At 65.5% G+C, this 21546-nt stretch carries 21 protein-coding genes and 1 pseudogene; 7 read left to right on the forward strand and 15 right to left on the reverse strand.

All coding sequences use genetic code 11. The features are described 5' to 3' along the window. Positions 1 to 96 precede the first annotated feature (96 nt). On the forward strand, positions 97 to 1698 hold the full coding sequence (locus tag B7G53_RS07900) for a M48 family metalloprotease (RefSeq protein ID WP_096666391.1): 1602 nt from the start codon (positions 97 to 99) through the stop codon (positions 1696 to 1698). Here B7G53_RS07900 and B7G53_RS07905 read toward each other — a convergent pair. The 3 genes from B7G53_RS07905 to B7G53_RS07915 form a co-directional block, all read right to left on the reverse strand. Then, positions 1657 to 2007: a phage holin family protein gene (locus tag B7G53_RS07905; RefSeq protein WP_096666127.1), complete on the reverse strand. Its 351-nt coding sequence runs from the start codon at positions 2005 to 2007 to the stop codon at positions 1657 to 1659. The two genes, B7G53_RS07900 and B7G53_RS07905, sit on opposite strands and share 42 nt — an antisense overlap. A gap of 96 nt (positions 2008 to 2103) precedes the next feature. Beyond that, the gene (locus B7G53_RS07910) at positions 2104 to 2553 is read right to left on the reverse strand and encodes a hypothetical protein (protein WP_096666130.1); all 450 of its coding nucleotides are present in this window, start codon (positions 2551 to 2553) and stop codon (positions 2104 to 2106) included. Between the two features lie 82 nt (positions 2554 to 2635). After that, positions 2636 to 3358: a TerC family protein gene (locus tag B7G53_RS07915; RefSeq protein ID WP_096666132.1), complete on the reverse strand. Its 723-nt coding sequence runs from the start codon at positions 3356 to 3358 to the stop codon at positions 2636 to 2638. 478 nt (positions 3359 to 3836) lie between these two features. Between B7G53_RS07915 and B7G53_RS07920 the strand changes: the two genes are divergently transcribed. Together B7G53_RS07920 and B7G53_RS07925 are read left to right on the forward strand one after the other, a co-directional pair. Beyond that, entirely contained in the window at positions 3837 to 4277 is a 441-nt protein-coding gene (locus B7G53_RS07920; protein WP_096666136.1) for a DUF3717 domain-containing protein, read from the forward strand. A gap of 81 nt (positions 4278 to 4358) precedes the next feature. Further along, positions 4359 to 4667: a hypothetical protein gene (locus tag B7G53_RS07925; protein WP_096666139.1), complete on the forward strand. Its 309-nt coding sequence runs from the start codon at positions 4359 to 4361 to the stop codon at positions 4665 to 4667. 144 nt (positions 4668 to 4811) lie between these two features. Here the strand turns inward: B7G53_RS07925 and purB are convergent, their stop codons facing one another. Next, complete coding sequence (gene purB, locus B7G53_RS07930) at positions 4812 to 6200, reverse strand: adenylosuccinate lyase (RefSeq protein ID WP_096666142.1); 1389 nt, start codon at positions 6198 to 6200, stop codon at positions 4812 to 4814. 184 nt (positions 6201 to 6384) lie between these two features. On the opposite strand from purB, the gene B7G53_RS07935 reads away from it, so the two are divergent. Then, positions 6385 to 7011, forward strand: a complete 627-nt coding sequence (locus B7G53_RS07935; RefSeq protein ID WP_096666145.1) for a glutathione S-transferase family protein — start codon at positions 6385 to 6387, stop codon at positions 7009 to 7011. Between the two features lie 199 nt (positions 7012 to 7210). Here the strand turns inward: B7G53_RS07935 and B7G53_RS07940 are convergent, their stop codons facing one another. From B7G53_RS07940 to B7G53_RS07980, 9 genes are all read right to left on the reverse strand, one after another. Next, entirely contained in the window at positions 7211 to 7651 is a 441-nt protein-coding gene (locus B7G53_RS07940) for a nuclear transport factor 2 family protein (protein WP_096666148.1), read from the reverse strand. 7 nt (positions 7652 to 7658) lie between these two features. After that, positions 7659 to 8429, reverse strand: coding sequence for an SDR family NAD(P)-dependent oxidoreductase (locus tag B7G53_RS07945; RefSeq protein ID WP_096666151.1), 771 nt, complete (start codon positions 8427 to 8429; stop codon positions 7659 to 7661). Between the two features lie 87 nt (positions 8430 to 8516). Beyond that, a complete protein-coding gene (locus B7G53_RS07950) occupies positions 8517 to 9077 on the reverse strand; it encodes a DUF3833 domain-containing protein (protein ID WP_096666154.1) in 561 nt (186 codons plus the stop codon). Beyond that, on the reverse strand, positions 9074 to 10303 hold the full coding sequence (locus B7G53_RS07955; RefSeq protein WP_096666394.1) for an MFS transporter: 1230 nt from the start codon (positions 10301 to 10303) through the stop codon (positions 9074 to 9076). The genes B7G53_RS07950 and B7G53_RS07955 overlap by 4 nt, the downstream gene beginning before the upstream one ends. 53 nt (positions 10304 to 10356) lie before the next feature. After that, a complete protein-coding gene (locus tag B7G53_RS07960; RefSeq protein WP_096666157.1) occupies positions 10357 to 11007 on the reverse strand; it encodes a chalcone isomerase family protein in 651 nt (216 codons plus the stop codon). Beyond that, complete coding sequence (locus tag B7G53_RS07965; protein ID WP_096666160.1) at positions 10923 to 12173, reverse strand: SAM-dependent methyltransferase; 1251 nt, start codon at positions 12171 to 12173, stop codon at positions 10923 to 10925. The genes B7G53_RS07960 and B7G53_RS07965 overlap by 85 nt, the downstream gene beginning before the upstream one ends. Further along, positions 12170 to 12937, reverse strand: coding sequence for a DUF1365 domain-containing protein (locus tag B7G53_RS07970; protein WP_096666163.1), 768 nt, complete (start codon positions 12935 to 12937; stop codon positions 12170 to 12172). Before B7G53_RS07970 ends, B7G53_RS07965 begins: the two co-directional genes overlap by 4 nt. Beyond that, positions 12934 to 14259: an NAD(P)/FAD-dependent oxidoreductase gene (locus tag B7G53_RS07975; RefSeq protein WP_096666166.1), complete on the reverse strand. Its 1326-nt coding sequence runs from the start codon at positions 14257 to 14259 to the stop codon at positions 12934 to 12936. The genes B7G53_RS07970 and B7G53_RS07975 overlap by 4 nt, the downstream gene beginning before the upstream one ends. Before the next feature lie 348 nt (positions 14260 to 14607). Then, positions 14608 to 15204 (reverse strand): glutathione peroxidase, encoded by a 597-nt coding sequence (locus B7G53_RS07980; RefSeq protein ID WP_096666169.1) that lies wholly within the window; start codon positions 15202 to 15204, stop codon positions 14608 to 14610. A gap of 124 nt (positions 15205 to 15328) precedes the next feature. Here B7G53_RS07980 and B7G53_RS07985 point away from each other — a divergent pair, with 124 nt between their 5' ends. The 3 genes from B7G53_RS07985 to rfaE2 all read left to right on the forward strand — a co-directional run bounded on the left by B7G53_RS07985 (position 15329) and on the right by rfaE2 (position 17993). After that, a complete protein-coding gene (locus B7G53_RS07985) occupies positions 15329 to 16354 on the forward strand; it encodes a MerR family transcriptional regulator (protein WP_096666172.1) in 1026 nt (341 codons plus the stop codon). A gap of 204 nt (positions 16355 to 16558) precedes the next feature. Beyond that, positions 16559 to 17428: a ferritin gene (locus B7G53_RS07990; RefSeq protein ID WP_096666175.1), complete on the forward strand. Its 870-nt coding sequence runs from the start codon at positions 16559 to 16561 to the stop codon at positions 17426 to 17428. 58 nt (positions 17429 to 17486) lie between these two features. Next, positions 17487 to 17993 carry a D-glycero-beta-D-manno-heptose 1-phosphate adenylyltransferase gene (gene rfaE2 / locus B7G53_RS07995; protein WP_096666178.1) on the forward strand — a complete coding sequence of 169 codons (507 nt, stop codon included), beginning with the start codon at positions 17487 to 17489 and terminating at the stop codon, positions 17991 to 17993. Between the two features lie 106 nt (positions 17994 to 18099). Here the strand turns inward: rfaE2 and B7G53_RS08000 are convergent. Continuing rightward, positions 18100 to 18686, reverse strand: a pseudogene (locus B7G53_RS08000) (efflux RND transporter permease subunit); the annotation flags it as partial. A 38-nt stretch (positions 18687 to 18724) separates the two neighbouring features. After that, positions 18725 to 21511: a bifunctional [glutamate--ammonia ligase]-adenylyl-L-tyrosine phosphorylase/[glutamate--ammonia-ligase] adenylyltransferase gene (gene glnE / locus B7G53_RS08005; RefSeq protein ID WP_096666181.1), complete on the reverse strand. Its 2787-nt coding sequence runs from the start codon at positions 21509 to 21511 to the stop codon at positions 18725 to 18727. Positions 21512 to 21546 lie beyond the last annotated feature (35 nt).

Genomic DNA, 21546 nt, shown 5'->3' on the forward strand with positions numbered 1-21546 from the left:
GGTCGGCAGGCGGCCCAACGATGGGGTGGCCTGCCAGGCTGCGACAAGTATTGGACAGTTTTACCGGATCTCAACCTCCCTAGTTTGTACCCCTTCATGCCGTCTTCATTTTTCAAGCCAAACAGGCGGTTTTCCCTAGTTCCTATTGCGCTGGCCGCTATTGTTTACATAGCATTGCCCGGTTCGGCGCAGGCCCAGACACCCGCCCGGCCCAGCGGCGCGTTGCCGGCGCTGGGCGACACCTCGGAGTTGTCCGCCGGTGCCGAACGGCGGCTCGGTGACCGGATTGCCGCCAGCATTTACCGCGACCCCGACTACCTGGACGATCCGGTGCTGGGCGACTACCTGCAGGGCATCTGGCAGCCGCTGATGACGGCCGCACGCGCCCGGGGCGAATTGGGCCCCGAACTGGACGAGCGCTTTGCCTGGGACGTCATGCAGATCCGTGACCGCAGCATCAATGCCTTCGCCTTGCCGGGGGGTTATCTGGGTGTGCATCTGGGGCTGATAGGCGCCGTGGCTACCCGCGACGAACTGGCCTCGGTCCTGGCGCACGAGTTGAGTCACGTGACGCAGCGGCACATTTCGCGGTTGATGAGCAAGCAGAGCCAGCAAATGCCCTGGCTGATTGCGGCCATGATTCTCGGCGCCCTGGCCGCCAACAAAAGCCCGGACGCCGCCAATGCAGCCATTGCCGGCGGGCAGGCGCTGGCGGTGCAGAACCAACTCAATTTTTCGCGTGACATGGAGCGCGAAGCCGACCGGGTCGGCTTTGGCGTGATGGCCGACGCTGGCTTCGAAAAGCAGGGTTTCGCCAGCATGTTCGACAAGCTGCAGCAGGCCTCGCGGCTCAATGACAACGGTGCTTTTCCCTACCTGCGCAGCCACCCGCTGACGACCGAGCGCATCGCCGAGATCAAGGGCCGGCTGCAACTGGAGGGCGGCGCGAGTTCAGCGCCAAAGGGCGCCAGCGAAGAGCCGGGCGGTGCGCGCACGCTGCACGCTTTGATGGCGGCCCGGGCGCGTGTGCTGGCCGACCCGGGCGTGGATGGCTTGCGGCCGATGGTGGCCGACGCGCAGCGTGTGTCACTCGCCGGTGCGGCGAACGCGGCATGGACACCGCGCGATGCCGGCGCCCTGTATGGCGGCGCCCTGGCGGCGAGCCGGCTGCGCGACCACGCCCTGGCGCGCAGCCTGGCAGGCAAGCTCAAGTCGGCCGTGCCCGCGAAGACGCTGCTGGCCGATCCGCTGGCGTGGCTGGTGCTGGAGATCGAGCTGGCTGCCGGCAACACGGTGGGTTTGCCGAAGTTGGGCGACACGCGCAGCCGGGCGGCGCTGTTGCTGCAGGCCCGGGCGGATCTCGCGGCAGGTCGGGCGCAGGAGGTCTCAGGCGCCCTGCAAACCTGGGTCACCACCCATCCGAAAGATGCCATCGCCTGGCAATTGCTGGCGACGGCCTGGGGCCAGCAGGGGCAGACGCTGCGCGCGATCCGGGCCGATGCCGAGAGCCGGGTGGCCCAGCTGGACTACCCTGCGGCCCGCGACCGTTTCAAGGCCGCGCAGGACCTGATGCGCAGCGGCCGTGACGGCGGCGCGGCGGCCGGCAACTACATCGATGCGTCCATCATCGACACGCGGGCACGCGAGATCGACCAGCTACTTCGGGAGCAGGCGCTCCAGGAGAAACTCGATCGCTAGCTGCAGCACCGAGTAGATCAGCGAACCGATCAGGGCGGCGACAAACCCGGTGACATGCAGGCCGCTGAGCAGGCCGGCGGCGGCCCAGAACATCAGGGCGTTGATGACAAACAGGAACAGCCCCAGCGTCACCAGCGTCACCGGCAGGGTCAGCAACACGAGCAAAGGGCGCACCACCGTGTTGAGCGCGCCCAGCACCGCTGCTGCCAGCAGCGCCGCCGGGAAGCTGTTCACGGTCACACCGGAATACAAATAGGCCACCGCCAGCAAGGCGGCAGCGCTGCAAAGCCATTTGACGATGAGTTTCATGCGCCCAAGAATACCACTGCCATCCCGCTACTGCGGGCCGCAGGGATGCGCTCAAGGCCTCGTCGATGGCATTTCCAGAAATTGCGTAAACAGGCCCTAGTCCGCAGCCAGCATCATGCTGGCGCCGGCGACGACGGCGGCATAGCCCCAGACGCCCTGCGGCTCCTGAGGTTGCTGGCGTGTGACAGGTGGCAGGTCCTGGCCGAATTTGGGCCGGCGCGCATCCAGCACGCGTGCCGTGCCGTGCTGGGTCAGGAGGGAATCCGTCAGTTTGCACAGCGGCCCACGTGCTACCTGGGTGATGACCTCGTCGCCAGGCGCTTGCAACAGCGGGAGGACTTTTGCGAAGACCTGTTCGGCCCACTTGCCGCGCCAGCTGTCACGGGCACTGTTGGTGACCCATTTGCTCACGCGGTGGGTGACGCGCGGCGCGCAGCCCACCACGATCCAGCGGGTCGGCGTACGCGCCGGAGCGGACTGCAGCATGGGCGTCAGCATCTTCAGCGCATAGGCGGCTTCATCGATATACACAATCATGGTGTCCATAAAGTTCTCCTTGGTTTTACGTGCTATTTGGACTTTCGGGCTGCGATGCACAGCCCGCAGGGCCTGTGCGGTGCTCTGGTGTTCATTCGGTGACGAGTTTGTTGTCCTGCCGGGATTTGCTCCTGCGGGTGACCCACCAGCCTGCACCCAGCACGCCGGCGACGGCGACGGCATAGGTGCCCCACTGTGCTGCGGTATGCAGGAGCTCGGTCGCGGAATCGGGGCCGCCGTAAAGGATGTCCAGCAGGGGCTCACTGACAATCATCTTGGCAGCGGTGAAGGCCAGCACAGCCGCGCCGATATTGATGATGGCCGGGAAGCGCTCCACCAGCTTGAGCACCATGGTGCTGCCGAACACCACGATCGGGATGCTGATCAGCAGGCCGATGATGACCAGGTCAAACGCGCCATGAGCCGCGCCCGCCACGCCCAGCACATTGTCGATACCCATCAACGCGTCGGCCACCACAATGGTTTTCATCGCACCCCAGAAGGTGTTGGCGACGGGGCCGTCATGTTCCTTGTCGCCCTGGTCGGCCAGCAGCTTGTAGGCAATCCACAGCAGGCCGAGGCCACCAACAAGCATCAGGCCGGGGATCTTGAGCAGCCAGACCACGCCCACGGTCATCGCCGAACGGACAACAATGGCGCCCACCGTGCCCCAGACGATGGCCTTTTTTTGCAGATGGGAGGGCAGGTTGCGCGCGGCCAGCGCTATCACGATGGCGTTGTCGCCGGCCAGTACGAGATCGATCAGGATGATGGCCAGCAGGGCCGACCACCAGGGGGTGGAAAAAAGTTCCATGTTCTGCTCACTTCGCTATCCGAGTTTTGACCTTGGAAATCCACATGCGGATTTCCGCTTCGTTGAAGCTGGACGGGTCAGTGAGTGATGCAGCAGCTTGTTGCTGCGGACGCCTCGATCAAACCCGTGCAGGTTTCAATCGAAGGTCTGGCTCGACATGCAGTGTCGCTGCATGTCCAGCAAGCCGGAAGCGTGAGCTTCGTAATGACGACTTGCCGAAGCGATTTTGCTGTTGTGATGTTTTATCTTGTAATGCAGCAAAACGAGGGAGTTACTCCCCTTCGTAAACGTATTGGACAACAAAACCGTCCGTTTTGCAAATCGACTTCGCCAAGGCCCGCGGGGTGCCCCGAAAAAACCTGCAGCGCCGCGTCGGCCATCCGCTTGGCCGATAATCCACCAACCAGCCCGAAGCAGCCACCGTCATCGGCGCTGTGGCCCTTGTTGGGCGCCCACTTTCTCCCTATTCCCCATCCGCATGCCTGGCATCCACATCACCGACATTGAAGCGGCCATCAACTACTGGCGCGAGAAAAAGCCGTCGCCTGACGGCATCACGCTCGCGCCCGAGCTGCGTGCGCTGGCCGAGGTGTATGCCCTGCTGGTGTTCTACCGCGAGGAGGAGGCCGACGAGGCCGGTTTTCCACCTCGGGCCATGGCAGCCTGGCGCGCCTGGTACGACACGACCGCCGACACGCCCTGCATCGCCATCTGCTCGACCAGCCAGGGTGACGAACTGTGCAAGGGCTGTGGGCGCACCTTCGAGGAGGTGCAGCGCTGGCCCGAAATGAGCCCGGCCGCCAAGCGCGGGACCTGGCGGCGCATCACGCAGGAAGACACGGCCTGGCGTTTTGGCCGTTATGCCGACCGTGCGCTGGAAAAGAAGGACAAGCAGGACGCGCCGCGGCAGTCCGCCTGACCCCGGATTTGAAGCCTTTTTGGCCTCCAGCCCTTCTACAGCAGGCGCAGGCAGCTATTAATTCAGGAGTAAACTGGACGCATGCTCCGACTTGCCCGTGCCCCCAACATTGCCATCGCGGCGCTCTGGGCCGATGTACTGCAGCAGGCAGGCTTTTCGGCCACGGTGCAGCGCTATTTTCTCGGCAGCGTGGCGGGGGAGTTGCCGCCAGACCAGTGCCAGCCCGAAGTCTGGCTGACCCACGACCACGAAAAGCCCCGCGCCGAGGCCTTGCTGCACAGCCTGCAAAACCTGCCGCAACGCCGATGGCTCTGCGCCTGCGGCGAAACGGTGGAGGGCGGCTTTGAGCAGTGCTGGTCCTGTGGCGCCGACATGCCGGAACCTGCCTGAAAACGAAGGCTCAGGACGCGAACGGACGTGGGCGGGTGTCTCAAACCAAGCAGGGGCCGCGGAACCGGCTTAGCCGGGCCGCAGGCGCAGCGGCCCCCTCGGGGGGCAGGAAGCTACACGCAGTGAGCGACCGTGGGGGCCTGTCTAAATCCGTTTGGCCAGTTCGGCGGCCTTGCCGGTGTAACTGGCCGGCGTCATGGCCAGCAGGCGGTCTTTTTCCGCGTCCGGAATCTCCAGCGAGCGAATCAGGCCGTGCAGCGCTGCGGCCGTCACGGTTTTGCCGCGCGTGACTTCCTTGAGTTTTTCGTAAGCGCCCTGCACGCCGTAACGGCGCATCACGGTCTGGATCGGCTCGGCCAGCACTTCCCAGGAGGCGTCGAGGTCGTCGGCCAGGGCTTCACGGTTGAGCTCGAGCTTGCCCAGTCCGGTGCTCATCGAGCTGTAGGCCAGCACGGCATAACCGAAGGCCACGCCCATGTTGCGCAGCACGGTGCTGTCGGTGAGGTCGCGTTGCCAGCGGCTGACAGGCAGTTTCTCGCTCATGTGGCGCAGCAGCGCATTGGCCAGGCCGAGGTTGCCTTCGGCATTCTCGAAATCAATCGGGTTGACCTTGTGCGGCATGGTGCTCGAACCGATCTCACCGTCCTTGAGGCGCTGCTTGAAATAACCCACGCTGACATAACCCCAGACATCGCGCGCGAAGTCGATCAGGATGGTGTTGGTGCGCGCCACCGCGTCGAACAGCTCGGCCATGTAGTCGTGCGGCTCGATCTGGATGCTGTAGGGCTGAAAACTCAGGCCCAGGCCCAGCGGCTCGGGCGACTCGATGACACGACGGCTCAGCGCCTCCCAGTCAAAATCGGGCCAGGCCGCGAGGTGGGCATTGAAGTTGCCGACCGCGCCGTTCATCTTGGCCATCAGCCGCACGCCGGCCACCCGTTCACGCGCCACCTCCAGGCGGGCCACCACGTTGGCGATTTCCTTGCCGACGGTGGTCGGGCTGGCGGTCTGGCCGTGGGTGCGGCTGAGCATGGGCTCGTCGGCATGCAGGTGTGCCATCACGCGCAATTGCGTGATGACCTTGTCCAGGGCCGGCAGCAAGACCTGCTCGCGGCTGCTTTTGAGCTGCAGCGCATGGCTGGTGTTGTTGATGTCTTCGCTGGTGCAGGCGAAATGCACAAACTCGGCGGCAGCCTGCAGCTCCGGCCGCGCCTCGAACTTCGACTTGATCCAGTACTCGACCGCCTTCACGTCGTGGTTGGTTGTTTTTTCTATCTCCTTGATCGCGGCCGCGTCGTTTCCCGAGAAATGCTTGACCAGTCCGAGCAGGTAGGTGCGTGCACCGGGGGTCAGCGGCTTGAATTCGGCAAAACCTGCGTCCGACAGCGCGATGAACCAGGCGACTTCCACCTGGACGCGGCGGTGCATGTAACCGAGCTCCGACATCAGCGGCCGCAGGGGGGCGAGTCTGGCGGCGTAACGGCCGTCCAGGGGGGACAGGGCGGTGATGGAGAAGCTGGTGGACGGGTTCATGGGCGACATTGTAGGCGGGTGGCCCGGCGCCCCTGGTGGACGGGTTACCCCGTTTTTGCCGCGTGGCAGGCCCTGCCGAGGCATACTCGATAGAATGCAAGCGGCTGGGGCCTGCTAAGCTATTTTGCTCGAGGTATCCGACCCCCAAGCCCCAAGCCCCAGGGCCCACGACAAAAGATTGACTATGAAACTCATTGGATCCTACGGCAGCCCTTATGTGCGCAAAGTGCGCATCGTGATGGCCGAAAAAAAGCTCGACTACCACTTCGTCATTGAAGACGTCTGGGCTGCGGGCACGACCATGTCCGAATCCAATCCGCTGGGCAAGGTGCCCTGTCTGGTCATGGAAGGCGCCAACGGGTCGGAAGAAGCCGTGTTCGACTCGCGTGTGATCGTTGAATACCTGGACACACTGTCGCCGGTCGGCAAGCTGATTCCGGTGCAGGGCCGCGAACGCGCCGAGGTGAAGACCTGGGAAGCACTGGCCGACGGCCTGCTCGACGCGGCCATCCTGGCCCGGCTGGAGGCCACCTGGGCCGGCCGTGACGACAAGCAGCGTTGCCAGGCCTGGATTGACCGCCAGATGAACAAGATCGACACGACCGTGCGGGCCATGAGCACCGGCCTGGGCGACAAGCCTTTTTGCAGCGGCATCCACCTGAGCCTGTCCGACATCGCCGTCGGTTGCGCGCTCGGTTACCTGGACTTCCGTTTTCCGCAGATCGACTGGCGCACGCCCCACCCCAACCTGACCCGGCTGTATGACAAGCTGGCGCAGCGGCCGAGTTTTGTCGACACCCTGCCTTCCTGAGTTTTTACGCAAAATCACGCTCCAGCCCATGACGGATGGGCGCAGTCAGCTATAAAAACAGGAGCGACTGCGGCAGCTCTCCAACCCAGCAGGGGCCGCGGATCCAGCTTTGCCGGTCCGCAGGCGCCAGAAGCGAAGCCTCTGGCGAGCGGCGGCCTGCAAGGTGCAGGGAGTTACACGAAGTGAACGACCGTGGGGGCTACGTCCCAGCGCGTTTTTTCAGCCAGCGCATCAGGCTGCCCAGCAGCGGCAGCTTTTCATACAGCTCCTCGGCCGCGTCCCAGTAGTCGCGGTGGCGCGTCACCAGGCCGGCCTCGTTGAAGCTGATGTGCGAGGCGCCGCGTATGGTCTGCAATGGCTGGGGCCCGCTCCGCCTGAAATAAAACTCGAAATTCCAGGTCAGGAAACACTGACTGCCGTCGACCACCTGGGCCGTCACCACAAAACGCGGCTGGTCCAGTGCCACGTACATGTGGCTGAAGATCTGCTGCACCTGCGCCAGGCCCTGCACCTCGTTGAACGGGTCCTTGAACCAGGTGTCGGCCGCATAGAACTCGCCCATGCGCGCAACGCCGGTCGGGCTCAGGGTTTCAAAAAAATGCACCAGTGGCGCGACCTTGGCATGTGGGGTTGGGGTCATGGGGTGCTCACAGACCGGTGAATTTCCGGATCGCCGGAAAATACAGCGCGTAGGGCAGGACGCGCAAGGTTTTCATCCAGAGCGTGAACCGTTTCGGAAAGTGGATCTCGAACTGGCCCCGCGCCCAGCCAGCCAGGATCTCCGTCGCCGCCTGGGCCGGGCTGAGCAGGGCCGGCATGCTGAACCGGTTGCCGGCGGTCAGCGGTGTTTCGACAAAACCCGGGTTGACCAGGCTCACCCCCACGCCGCTGGCCTGCAGGTCCAGGTACAGGGTTTCGGCCAGGTTGATCAGCGCCGCCTTGGTCGGGCCGTAGGCCAGGCTTTGCGGCAGGCCGCGGTAGCCGGCCACGCTGCCGACCAGGCTGAGGTGACCACTGCCGCGTTGCAGCATCGCCGGCAAGACCGCGTCGAGCACATACAGGGCCCCCACATAGTTGACCTGCTGGTGCCTGAGCATGTCCGCCAGGTCGAAGCCAGTGGCGCGTTGTTCCCGGTAGTAACCCGCGCAATACATCATCAGGTCCAGCGGCCCCTGGGCCAGCAGCGATTGCGCCGCGGCTTGCACGGCAACCGCATCCGACGCGTCGAGCATCAAGGCTTGCGCGCCGGGATGGGCGGCCGCAAAGGCTTCCAGCGCGGCGCCATTGCGGGCGGACACCACGACCCTGGCGCCGGCCGCATGCAGCGCATGCGCCGTGGCCTGGCCAATGCCGCTGGAGGCGCCGACCAGCCACACGGTTTTGCCGCGCCAGTCACGAAGGGGAAGGTTGTACGGCATGGGGCTGTTTTGTTATAAAAATGATAGCTGCTGTCGCAGGTATATAAAGGGCTGCAGTCCTGTTTGGCTTGAAGTGGCGAAGCCTGGTCAGCGCTTCACGAAGGACAGCGTGACCTCGCCGAGCCGGACGCCGAACTTGCTCATCACCGCCTTGTTCAGCAGCACCTTGTCGTTCATCAGGTACATCCAGTCGTCGAACTGCACCTCGATCACGCGGCCGTCGACCGGCAGCTTGAGCGTGTAGCCCCAGCGGAAGGCATTGCCCTTTTCCTCGCCGGCGGCTTCCCCCCGCACATCGGCGGCGGTGCCGGTGTAGCGGCCGTCGGGCGTGCGTTTGAGCGTCCAGACCCGGCGGTCCGTGCTGCCGTCGGAGTAGGTGAAGGCTTCGTCGAGCACACCGGTCTCCGCGCCCGGCGGGCCCTGCCAGCTGCAGGTCATGACCACGGTGAAACGTTTGACGACCTTGCCCGAGCGGTCGGTGAACACGCCGTACGCATCGACCGTGCCGTTGAAATACCGGCGCATGTCGAGCACCGGTTTTTCGGCGGCGTAGTCGTTGATCTGCGGGCCGGCGCAGCCCGTCAGACCGACCAGCAGGGGAAGGGACAGGGCGAGCGCGGCGGCGCCCCGGTGGAGAAAGTGCTTCATGGTGGGACCCCTTGCGGGTGTTTGATGACAAGAAAATACAGGCAGGCCGCAGCCGCCAGCTTGAGCAGGCAGGGCAGCACGCAATACGCCACCAGCAGGGCGTTGAGCGCCTGCGCGTCGCGCGCGCCCGGCGCGTAGCCGAACAGGCTGAGCAGCGGCAGCGCCAGGCCGGCGGCCAGCGCCAGGTTGAGCTTGATGGCGAAATTCCACCAGCCGAAGTAAGCGCCTTCGGCCCGGCCCGACTGGCCGTTGGCCTGGATCACGCCGGCCAGCAGCGCGCCGGGCAGCGCCAGGTCGGTGCCCAGTGCGATGCCGGACAGCGCGCAGACGATCACAAAACCCGCGGTGTCCCCGGCCACGATCTGCGTCGCCCAGCCGAAGGTGGCAATCGCCAGAACCATGCCCAGCAGCCAGGTGGGCGCCAGCCCGATGCGTTTGACCAGCGCCAGCCACAGCGGGATGGAGAGGGCCGCGCTCACGAAATAACTGCCCAGAAACAGCGGCTCCTGGCTGGCCGGCGCCTGCAGCCGGTCCTGGATGAAAAACAGCACCAGGGTCGCCGGCACCGCGCTGGCCGTGCCGTTGAGCAGGAAGACCGCGAGCAGGCGGCGAAAGCCCGGCTGGCGAAACGGCAGCCAGATCGACGTCGCCATCTGGGGGCCCGCGGATGCCTGCTGCGGCACCGGCCGGTCGGCGCGCGTCCAGGCCAGCCAGCCAACCGCCAGGGCCACAAAAAACAGCGCGGTGCTGGCCGGCAACCCGAACACGACCGGCGTGATCGACGCGAGCACCACGCCGACCAGGCCCAGGCCCTCGCGCCAGGCGACGATGCGGCTGCGCTGGCGCTCGTCGCCGCCCAGCATCGCGCCCCAGGACTGGTGCGACACGCTGAGCGCGCTGTAGCCGGCATAGGTCAGCATCAGCATCAGGCTGGCCCAGACCACCAGCGCCGACGGCGCGCTCACCAGCGGAAAAAACAGCAGCGCGAAGCCCAGCGCCAGCGCCAGCGCGGCGATGGCGCCCAGCCCCAGCACCGCCCTGGCCGAGCGCGCAAACAGGCGGTCGCTCAGGCGGCCCAGCAGGGGATCGATCAGCGCGTCGAACAGGCGTGCACCCAGCAGCACCGCGCCCAGGGTGGCCAGCGGCACGCCGAATTCACGGGCGTAGTGGTTGGGCAGGATCACGTACAGCGGCAGCGCCACAAAAGCCAGCGGCAGGCCCAGCATCCCGTAGGCCAGGCCGTTGCGGGTGCCGAAAGCGCCCGGGGCGGCGGCAGGGGTCACGGGCCGGCTCCGGCCACCAGTGCATTGCGCAGGCCGGGCTCCGAGGTGCCGGGCGCCAGCCAGATGCCGAAGAAACGCTGGGCGAACGCCGCATCGCGGATCTCGCCCAGCGGCTTGCCATTCATCCAGAAAGCCGCCCCCACCCCGGGCCGGTGCACACCCATGATGCGGTCGCCCTTTTTGACATCGGGCAGCACCCTGCGCAGCGCGGCCAGCCACTGGTCCGCGAGATCGTCGTTGACCGGCGCGGCGCGGCGCATTTCCGTGATCGAACGTTCGGCGATCGCCTGGCCTTCAAAGGCGCGCAGGTAGCTGAGCTCCAGCGCCAGCGCCTGGCTGGCAAAGCTGTCCACGCGGAAGCCGGGCGCTGCCCACAGCCGGGCGTCGTAAACCTGAAAACCGAAAACGCGCAGACGGCCGCCGCCGAGCAATTTCCCCTGCGGCAGCGCCTCCAGCAATTCCGCTGGCCTGGCGCTGCCCGCAGTGGCTTCGGTGCCGGTTTGCGCGGCCGCCGGCGCGGCGGCGCCGATGCCCAGCGCCAGCGCCAGCAGCAGCGCGCCCGTCAGATCCTGCGCAGTGTGTACTGCACCACGTCGGTGTTGGCCTGGGCGAAGGCCGCCTCGCAGTAAGCCAGATAGAACTCCCATATGCGGATGAACCTCTTGTCAAACCCGAGCTGGAGCACCCGTGACTCTTGCGCCATGAACTGTTCGCGCCACAGCCTGAGCGTGTGGGCGTAGTCCTGGCCAAACGAAAACTCGTCGATCACTTCCAGCCCCGCGGCGCGCGCCTGGGCGCGGAACTCGGTCGGGCAGGGCAGGCAACCGCCCGGAAAGATGTACTGCTGGATGAAGTCGGTCGATGAGACATAGCGTTCAAACAGCTCGTCGGCAATCACGATGCTCTGCACGCAGGCGTAGCCTCCGGGCTTGAGCAGGCGCGCTACCGCCTGGAAGTAGGTGGGCCAGTATTCACGCCCGACGGCTTCCACCATTTCAATCGAGCAAATCGCATCAAACGGCGCATCGCCGCTGGTTTCGCCGATGTCGCGGTAGTCCTGCAACCTCAAATCGGCCTTGTCGGCCGCGCCCACCCGCGCCATGCGTTGTTGCGCCCAGGCGAGCTGCTCGGTGCTCAGCGTCACGCCGACGACAGAGGCGTCAAATTCGGTGGCGGCCATTTCGGCCAGGGCGCCCCAGCCGCAGCCGATTTCCAGCACGCGGTCGCCGGGCCGCACGTCTGCCATGCGCAGCGCGCGCCTGACCTTGGCATGCTGCGCGTCCTTCATCGAAGTCTGCGGCGTCTCGAAAATCGCCGCCGAATAATTCATCGTGCCGTCCAGCCACAACTCGTAAAAGGCATTGCCCAGGTCGTAGTGCGCGTGGATGTTTTTCTGGCTGTTGGCCTTGGTGTTGCGGTTGAGCAGGTGCTTGACGCGGTAGGCCAGGCGGCCCAGCCAGGTGCCGTAGATCACGTCCTCGACTTCCGTGCGGTTGACAATCAGCACGCGCAGCAGCTCGGTCAGGTGTGGTGTGGTCCAGTCGCCGGCGATGAAACTTTCGGCAAAACCGATATCGCCCGAACGCAGCGCGGCGCTGCAGACCTTCCAGTTCACCAGCCGCAGGCTGGCCGTGGGCGCCTCGCCCGAGCCGAAGCGCTGCATGCTGCCGTCGGGCAACTGCAGGGTCAGCGTGCCATGCTTGAGGCGTGACAGCAGCTTGAAGGCCGTGCGCGCCGCGGCCGGGGCACCGCTGGGCAGCGCGAATGAAGCGCCGTTGGCGGAAGAAGTCGGGGAGTTGCTGGCAGTGTTCATCGCGTCACGAATACTTCGGGAGTTGGGGGTTTGCTGACAAAAGGCACACGTTTGCGCCAGAGCTTGAAGGCTTGCCAGTGAATGCGGGCGACCACACCCAGCGTCATCGCCGGATAACGCCACAGCGCCTTGCGCAGCGTCGCCGCGCTCAGGACCTGCAGCGTGCCGGCGACGCTGGTTTGCAGCAGCGGCCCCGATGCGTCGTCGTAATCGATGCGGGCCACGGTCTTCTCAAGCCCTTCGTTGCTGACGCGCATGAAACGGAAGCGATAGAAGCCGTCCAGTGTGCAGAACGGCGAGACGTGAAACACCTTGACGGCCTGCAGTTCCCGGCCATAACGCGGGTGGTCGAGCAGGTAGCAGTGGCGCTCGCCAAAGGTGTTGTTGACTTCGACGACGATGGCGCGCAAGGCGCCGGCGGCATTGTGGCAATACCAGAAGCTGACCGGCTTGAAGGTGTGGCCGAACACACGCGGGTAGGTGTGCAGCCAGACCTCGCCGGTGGCGTCGGTGATGCCCTCCCGCGCCAGCAGCGCATCGACCCAGGCCAGGCAGTCGTCGCCGCCCTCGCCATGGTCACGGTCAAAAAAGCTCAGGGCCGCTCGGCGGTTGCGCGCCAGTGCGCCATCGCCGTTCTGGTGCAGGCTGCGCAGCGGCAGCATCAGGAAATAGGTTGGGTAGTTGAAAGCGTTGACAGCGGGTTTGAGGCGGGTATGCCGCACCTCGCCGAAACCGATCAGGGCTTGTGCCGGGCTGGCGCTCATCGCGTGGCTCCAGCGCAGTCCTGCAGCAGTTGCCGGGCCACGCCCAGCCCCGACTTCAGGCCGTCTTCATGAAAACCATAACCGGTCCAGGCGCCGCAGAAATAGCTGTGTTGCCGGCCCTGCAGCCCGGGCAGCTCTTTCTGCGCGCAGATGGCCGCTGCGTCGAAAACCGGATGGGCATAGTCGAAGTCACCCAGGATGTGCGCCGGTGCGATCGGGGCTGCCGGATTCAGCGACACCACCACCGGCTGGGCAAACGGCAGCGGCTGCAGCAGGTTCAGCAGGTAATGCAGGCACACCCGGGTCGACTCGCGCTGCGGGTCCTGTGCCCGTTCGTAGTTCCACGCGGCCCAGGCCAGCTTGCTGGCCGGCAGCACCGAGGTATCGGTGTGCAGCACGGCGCGGTTGGGCTGGTAGCTGATGGCACCCAGCAGCGTGCGTTCGGCGCTGCTGGCGTTGTGCAGCAGGGCCAGCGACTGGTCGGAGTGGGTCGCCAGCACGACCTTGTCGAAGCGTTCGTCGGCGCCGTCGGTCAGCACGCGCACACCGCCATGGGCCGAGAAGGCATCGCGGACGATGCCGCGCACCGGTGTGTTCAGGCGTTTGTCGGCGATGCCGGCCACAATTTTTTCAACGTAATGGCGGGCGCCGCCGGTCACCGTCCACCACTGCGGCCGGTCGGCGACCTGGATCAGGCCGTGGTTGTGGCAGAAGCGGATCATGGTGGCCACCGGGAACTGCAGCATCTGGTCGGTGGGGCAGGACCAGATGCAGCCCAGCATGGGCAGGAAATACCAGTCGCGAAACTCGGCCGAGAACTGGCCCTCACGCAGGAACTCGCCGAGCGGCTGCATCATGGCGGCTTCCGCGCCGCTTTCGGCCAGCGCCGTGGCCGTGCGATTGAAACGCATGATGTCGCGCAGCATGCGCCAGAACTTCCAGTTCAGGAGATTGCCGCGCTGGGCAAACACGGTGTTCAGGCTGGAGCCGCTCCATTCCAGGGCGCCGCCTTTGCCGCTGCCGGGGATCTTGACCGAAAACGACATGTCCGACCGCGCGGTGGCCACGCCCAGCTCGGCAAACAGCTGGATCAGGTGGGGGTAGGTGCGTTCGTTGAAGACCAGAAAGCCGGTATCCACGCCGTGGGTGACCGGGCCTTGCGGCGTGGGCAGGGTGATGTCGACCGTGTGGGTGTGGCCGCCAAAATAACTGCCGGCCTCGAACAAGGTGAGCTCGGCCTGGCCCTGCAGGGCGTGGGCGACCGCGAGTCCGGCAATGCCGGAGCCGACGATGGCGACCTTGGGGCGGGCTGGAGAACTCATCTCACAGCCCGGAAGATAAAAATGTTGCGAAGCGCCCCGATGCGAACAAGGGAGGGAGGGAGGAGGAGGAGAACCGCCCCGGGATTGCAACCGGACCGCAAGCGGCCGGAAGTCTTCGCAACAAAAAACAGTGACTGTCGGCGCTGCGCCCGCGCGCCAGTACCGATGAGGTTAGGAGTCCCCGACCCCGCGCGCAGTTCCCTGATTGGGTCGACTGGTGGGTGTAAAAATTCGTTAACGTCGCGGAAGTCATCAATCAATGGGGCGTAATAGGGTGTGGGGAAAAAGCAGTTTTTTTCCGACAAGTTCTAAAAAATACTACTTGGTTGAATTATTACCGATTGGTAATTATTTGCCTAGAAGCTTCTCTTCGATGTCCTTCAGGAAGGCAGGGTCTTTGGGGTCGGTGGCGGTGTTGAAGCTGGTGACGCGCTGGCCATCGCGGGCCACGACGTACTTGTGAAAGTTCCAGCGCGGACGCTGGCCGGTCTGGTCGGCCAGTTGCCGGAACAGCGGGTTGGCCGTTTTGCCGGACACGCCGGATTTGACGAACATCGGAAACTTCACGCCAAAGGTGTTTTCGCAAAAATCGGCGATTTCCTTGTTGCTGCCGCTTTCCTGGGAAAAGTCGTTGGACGGAAACCCCAGCACCACCAGGCCTCGGTCCCGGTAGCGCGCAGACAGCGCTTCAAGGCCCGCGTACTGGCGGGTGAAACCGCAGAAGCTGGCGGTGTTGACGACCACCAGCACCTTGCCGCTGTATTGGCACAGGGACTGGGGCTTTTCGTCCTGCAGGCGCAAGAAGCTGTGTTGCAGCAAGAGGGCGCAGGCCGGCGCCTCTGGCGCCGCAGCAGCGCCGGGGGTGGCGGCACGGGCGGGTGTGAGGGCCGCCATGCCGGCCAGCAGTGCCAGCATCAGCCAGGGTTTGAGAAACGGGTGCTTCATGAGCTTGCTCGCTGTTGAATAATGGAGGGCCTTGTGGCGCGGTCTGTGCGCCACAGGATCAAACTACCGGAAAACTGCGCCTGACTGCCAAAAATACGCAGTGGGGGCCCGACCAGATTCAAGCATGCCGCCCCCCGATCCCTCCCTGTCCGGTCCGGTGATTTCCTGCCCGGCCGACGCCTCTGCCCCCGGCTTCACGATTGCCGCGGTCGAGCGTGACACCGGCCTGTCCAAGGACACCTTGCGCGTCTGGGAGCGCCGCTACCTGTTTCCCGTGCCCGGCCGCGACGCCCACGGCGAGCGCCTGTATTCACGCGAGCAGCTCGAGCAGCTGCGGCTGATCAAGCGCCTGCTGGACAACGGGCACCGGCCCGGGCAGGTGGTGGGTTTGCCGCATGCCGAGCTGCAGGCCCTGGGCCGCCAGACCGGTGGCAACAAGCCGCGGGCGCAGGGGCAGCGCGGCAAGACCGTCAAGACCGCTAGGGCGGCGGTGGACGACCCGCCAGCGGGCGACGTTCTCGCGCCGCAGATCCAGGCCTGTTTTGAGCTGGTCAAGCGCCACGACGCGCTGGGCCTGCGCCACACCTTGGCCGCCGCCGTGCAGGAGCTGGGCCTGGCGTCTTTCGTCAGCACGCTGGTGGCGCCCCTCAACACCTTGATCGGTGACGCCTGGATGGATGGCCGGCTGGAAGTTTTCGAGGAGCATTTCTACACCGAGTCAGTCACCGCCGTGCTGCGCCTAGGCATCAGCAGCCTGGGCGTGGCCGGCGTCGCGTCGCCCCGGGTGCTGCTGACCACGTTTCCGCAGGAGTCGCACGGGCTGGGCCTGCTGATGGCCGAAACCTTTCTGGCCCTGCAGGGCTGCGACTGCCTGTCACTGGGCGTGCAAACGCCGGTGCCCGAGATCGCCCGGGCGGTGTCGGCGCACGGCGCGCAGATCGTGGTGCTCAGTTTCAGCGCCAGCCTCAACCCCAAGGATGTGACGCGGGGGTTGGGTGACCTGCACGGCCTGTTGCCACCGGCGGTCGAGATCTGGACCGGGGGCGCCTGTCCTGTGCTGCAACGCCGCAGCCTGCCGGGCGTGCGTGTGCTGGACAGCTTTGCCGCCATCGAGCCGGAACTCCAGCGCTGGCGCCAGACGCAGCCCTGAGCCGGCGTGACTGCTTTCTGGCGGCGTTGGCCGCTACCCAGGGCCGGCGCAAGGGTGTAGAAGGGTTGAAGAGGCGTGCAAATCACATCATGCCCTGAGCCCTGCATGGAAGAGGGCTGAAAAGCCTGCTCGAAAAAGCCTGTCACATTCAGCCCCTAAAATCAGATTGAATCTACTGCGGTGTGTGCCGCGTAAGGAGTGTGTATGCTTTATCCAGAACTTTTCAAACAGCTCGAATCCGTCCGCTGGGACATGGACAAGGACATTCCCTGGGCCAGTTTCGACGCGTCCAAGCTGACCGACGAGCAGGCGCAGACCATCAAGATGAATGCCATCACCGAGTGGGCGGCGCTGCCGGCCACCGAGATGTTCCTGCGCGACAACAAGGACGACAGCGACTTTTCCGCCTTCATGTCGATCTGGTTTTTTGAAGAGCAGAAACACTCGCTGGTGCTGATGGAGTACCTGCGGCGCTTCCGTCCCGAGCTGGCCCCGACCGAAAAAGAGCTGCACGACGTGCGCTTCGAGTTCGAGCCGGCCCCGCCGCTGGAGACCTTGATGCTGCATTTCTGCGGCGAAATCCGGCTCAACCACTGGTACCGGCGTGCCAGCGAGTGGCACACCGAACCCGTGATCAAGCAGATCTACACCCAGCTCAGCCAGGACGAGGCGCGCCACGGTGGCGCCTACCTGCGCTACATGAAACGCGCCATCAACAACTTCGGCAACGACGCCAAGGCCGCCTTCACCAAGGTCGGCGTGCTCATGGCCAGCGCCAGGCGCACGGCGCAGGCCCTGCATCCGACCAACCTGCATGTGAACAAGGCCCTGTTCCCGCGCGACACCATCCAGTCGCGCCTGCCCAACCCCGAGTGGCTGGAGCACTGGCTGGACAAGCAGATCCATTTCGACGCCGCCTGGGAAAGCAAGGTGGTCGAGCGCATCCTGCACAACCTGAGCCTGCTGATGAACCAGAGTTTCAAGACCGTGCAGGAGCTCAACCGCTACCGCAAGGAACTGAGCAAGGAAATCGCGGCATCGGTCGCACCACCACCGGTGGCCACCGGCGCCTGATGGCGGGCGCCGGCCTGCTGGCCGAGAGGGGGCGACGGCCTTCCGTTAAAGTGGCGTGATGCAAGGCGCATCCCCTCCCCCTTCTTTTCCCCTGTTCACGCAAAAAATCGTTTCCCGCGAGGAGGCGGCGCAGCGTGTCGCTGCACTGCCGCGGCCGGTGGTGTTCACCAACGGTGTGTTTGACGTGCTGCACCGCGGCCATGCGACTTACCTGGCGCGCGCACGGGCATTGGGCGCCAGCCTGGTGGTGGCGCTCAACACCGATGCGTCGGCCCGGCGCCTCGGCAAGGGCCCGGACCGCCCGCTCAACAACGAGGAAGACCGCGCCGTGCTGATGGCGGCGCTCGAGTCGGTGAGCCTGGTCACCTGGTTTGACGAGGACACCCCGCTGGCGCTCATCACCGAGCTCAGGCCAGACATCCTGGTCAAGGGCGGCGACTACGACATGGACACCCTCGCCGAGACCGCGGTGGTCCGGCGTTACGGCGGCCAGGCGCTGGCGATTCCGTTTGTCGACGGCTACTCGACCACTGCGCTGGTGCGCAAGATCCGCCAGGCCCCCTGATCTGGCCTCTGATCCTAAGATGCTATTGATTCAATAGCTCGTTGTGCCCGTGAAATAAGGGCTGCAGGCCATTTTTACTCACATCCGAACGTAGGCGGCCTCCGGCTCAGGGCGTCGGCAACTGCGCCGGCTTCGCCTCCGCCGCCAGCGCCGCCTGACCAGCCTCGGGCGAGGCCTTGCGGCCGCGCAGCCGGTTTGCCAGGCGCCTGAAACCGCGCTCGATGTCGTCGATGTAGGGGAACACCGCCGGCACCACCAGCAGGCTCAGCACCGTGGAGGTGATCAGTCCGCCGATCACGGCAATCGACATCGGTGAGCGAAAGCTCGGGTCGGCCGCACCGAAGCCGAAGGCGATCGGCATCATGCCGGCGCCCATGGCCAGCGTGGTCATGATGATGGGCCGGGCGCGCTTGTGGCAGGCGTCCAGCAGCGCATCACGGCGTGACATCGGCGCCACCACCGGGTGGCCGTTGCTGCCGTCGTTGCCGCGGCGCGCCACGATGGCGTATTCGACCAGCAGGATGGAGTTCTGGTCGCGATGCCCATCAGCATGATCAGGCCGATCAGCGAGGGCATGGAAAAACTCTTCTGCGCAATCAGCAGGCCAACAAAGGCGCCGCCCAGCGACAGCGGTAGCGCCGCCAGAATCGTCACCGGGTGCAGGAAGTCCTTGAACAGCAGCACCAGCACGATCTAGATGCACAGCACAGCGTCCGTTTCCCCCGCAGAGATCAAGTGCCGGCGTGCGGCGCGCCGGTTTCGAATACCGTGTGCCACACCGCCAGGATGGCCTCGCGTTCGGCCTGCAGCGCCGACGGCGCCACCTGGGTCGGCTCTTCGTTGAGGCGCGCCTGATGCTGCACCCGGCGCAGCGCGCGGTAGGCGCGGGCCGCCGCCTGGCCCTGGCCGGCAGGCAGCAGGCCGGCGGCCTCGGCGCGCTGCAGCAGCGCGATGTTGCCGACGTTGTCGGCCAGTTCCGGGTGGCTGCGCGACTGGGACAACACCAGAAACTGCACGACGAACTCGGCGTCCACCATGCCGCCGGGGCTGTGCTTGACGTCGAATTTTTCCCCGGTTTTTTCACCCTTGATCGGATGGGCGGCACGCACTTTCTCGCGCATCGCGACAATCTCGCGGCGCAGGGCCGGGATGTCGCGCGCGGCGCTGATCACGGCCAGCCGCACCGCGTCAAAACGCTGGCGCAGGGAGTCGCTGCCCTGGACAAAACGGGCGCGGGTGATGGCCTGGTGTTCCCAGGTCCAGGCGGTGTTGCTGCCGCGTTGCTGCTGGTAATTGGCATAGGCCTCGAAACGCGTGACCAGCAGCCCCGAGTTGCCGTTGGGCCGCAAGGCGGTGTCGATCTCGAACAGGTCGCCCTCGCCGGTCTTGATGGTCAGCCAGTTGATCAGCTTGCGCACAAAAGTAGCATAGACCTCCGAGGCCCGCTCGTCCTCGTCGTCGTAGACGAACACGATGTCCAGGTCGCTGCCGTAGCCGAGCTCCTTGCCGCCCAGCTTGCCGTAGGCAATGATGGCGAACTGCGGTGTCTCGCGGTGGCGGTTTTTCAGGCGTTGCCAGCACCAGTCGGTTGTGACCTTGAGCACGGCTTCGGCCAGCGTGCTGAGGTCGTCGGCGACCTGTTCGACCGTGAGTTGACCTTCGACGTCGCGCGCGAGTGTGCGAAACAGCTCGGCATGGTGCGCACGGCGCAACAGGTTCAGGCAGCTTTCCTCGTCGTCCTCGCCGGTGCGGCGCAGGGCGGCCAGCCGCTGCTGCAGTTCCTGCATGAAGGCGGCGGCGTCAAAACGTTCATGCAGCATGGCGTCGCTGGCCAGTTCATCGATCACCCCCGGGTGCTGCAGCAGGTAACGCGCCGGCCACCTGGCCGCGCCCAGCAGGCGCAGCAGGCGCTCATGCACGGCGGGACGTTCCACCAGCAGCGCCAGATAACTCTCCCGGCGCAGCAGCGGCTCAATCCAGTCGATGATGCGCACCGCCGCGTCCTCGCCGACCTTGCCTTCGAGCAGCCACTGGGCGGTGCGCTGCACCAGACGCGTCAGGCGCGCTCTGGCATCGTCGCGCAGCCCCAGCACGCGCGGGTGCTCGCGCCACAATTCCAGCCGGGCGCGAAATTTATCGGGCCACTGGTCCGCGAGTTTTTCCAGCAGCTCGTCGAGGTTTTGCGGTGCGGCCGGGGCCGACTTGCCGCAGCCCTTGCACTCGCTTTTCTGGCCCAGCAGCGTGTCGAACTCCTGGGCGACCAGTTCCCGGTGCGTGTCGAGCTCGCTCAGGAACGGGCAGCAACTGCTGTAGCCGAGGGTCTGGGCAATCCAGGCCAGGTCGTCATCGCGCGTCGGCAACACGTGGGTCTGCTGGTCGTCGAGGTACTGGATGCGGTGCTCGACACGGCGCAGGAAATCGTAGGCACGCATCAAGGCTTCGGCCGTGGCCTGCGCCATCAGTCCGGCACTGGCCACACGCTGCAGCGCATCGACCGTCGGGCGGGTGCGCAGCTCGGGAAACTGCCCGCCGCGCACGACCTGCAGCAGCTGCACGGTGAATTCAATCTCGCGGATGCCGCCGCGCGACATCTTCACGTCGTTGGCGCGCTCGGGGTGGCCGGCGGCCCGTTTGGCGGCATGTTCGCGGATCTGCCGGTGCAGGATGCGCAGCGCATCGAACACGTTGTAGTCGAGGTAGCGCCGGAACACAAAAGGCAGAACGGACCCGCGCATGGCCTGGGCCGAGCCGTTCTGGATACATTCGAGCGGCGCCACCACCCGGCTCTTGAGCCAGGCAAAACGCTCCCACTCGCGCCCCTGGACCTGGAAGTATTCTTCGAGCGCCCCCAGCGACACGGCGGCCGGGCCCGAGTTGCCGTTGGGCCGCAGCGCCAGGTCGACCCGGAACACAAAACCGTGTTCGGTGGCCTCGCCAATCAGGTTGTAGATGGCCTTGACCTGTTGCGCGAAATATTCATGGTTGGAAATGACGCCGCGGCCATCCGCGCGGCCGGTGGTCTCGCCGTCGTGGTCATAAACGTAGATCAGGTCGATGTCGCTGGAGACATTGAGCTCCCGGGCCCCCAGCTTGCCCATGCCGATCACCCACAGCTGGGCGCGCTGCCCGGGCGGGACGCCCGGCACGTCGAGCGCCTGCGGGGCGCCATGCAGCGCGTCCAGCGGCTTGCGCGACTCGCAGATGGCGATGTCCAGCGCCAGCTCGGCCAGCTCGGTCATGGCCTTGGTGATGACCTGCAGCGGCGCTTCACCACCATCACAATCAAGAACCACCAGGCGCTCCATGACGAGCTGGCGCAGCACCCGCAGGGCCGCGCCGGTGTCCAGTCCGCGTGCCTGCAAGGCGTCGTAGGTGATCTGCATGCCGGCCCGCCCGGGTGCGCCGGGAGGCAACAAGGCCAGCTCGTCGGCATAACGCCGCCGTATCCGCTGGACAAACCGCGAGTAGCCCGATGCCGCCAGGGGCGGGGCCGAAAGGTCGATCGATGCCATGGACATTACAGGACTTCCCTGGGTTGCATTGAACGGACGGA

It is taken from the genome of Polaromonas sp. AET17H-212 (assembly GCF_002379085.1).
Taxonomy (GTDB): Bacteria; Pseudomonadota; Gammaproteobacteria; order Burkholderiales; family Burkholderiaceae_C; genus Polaromonas.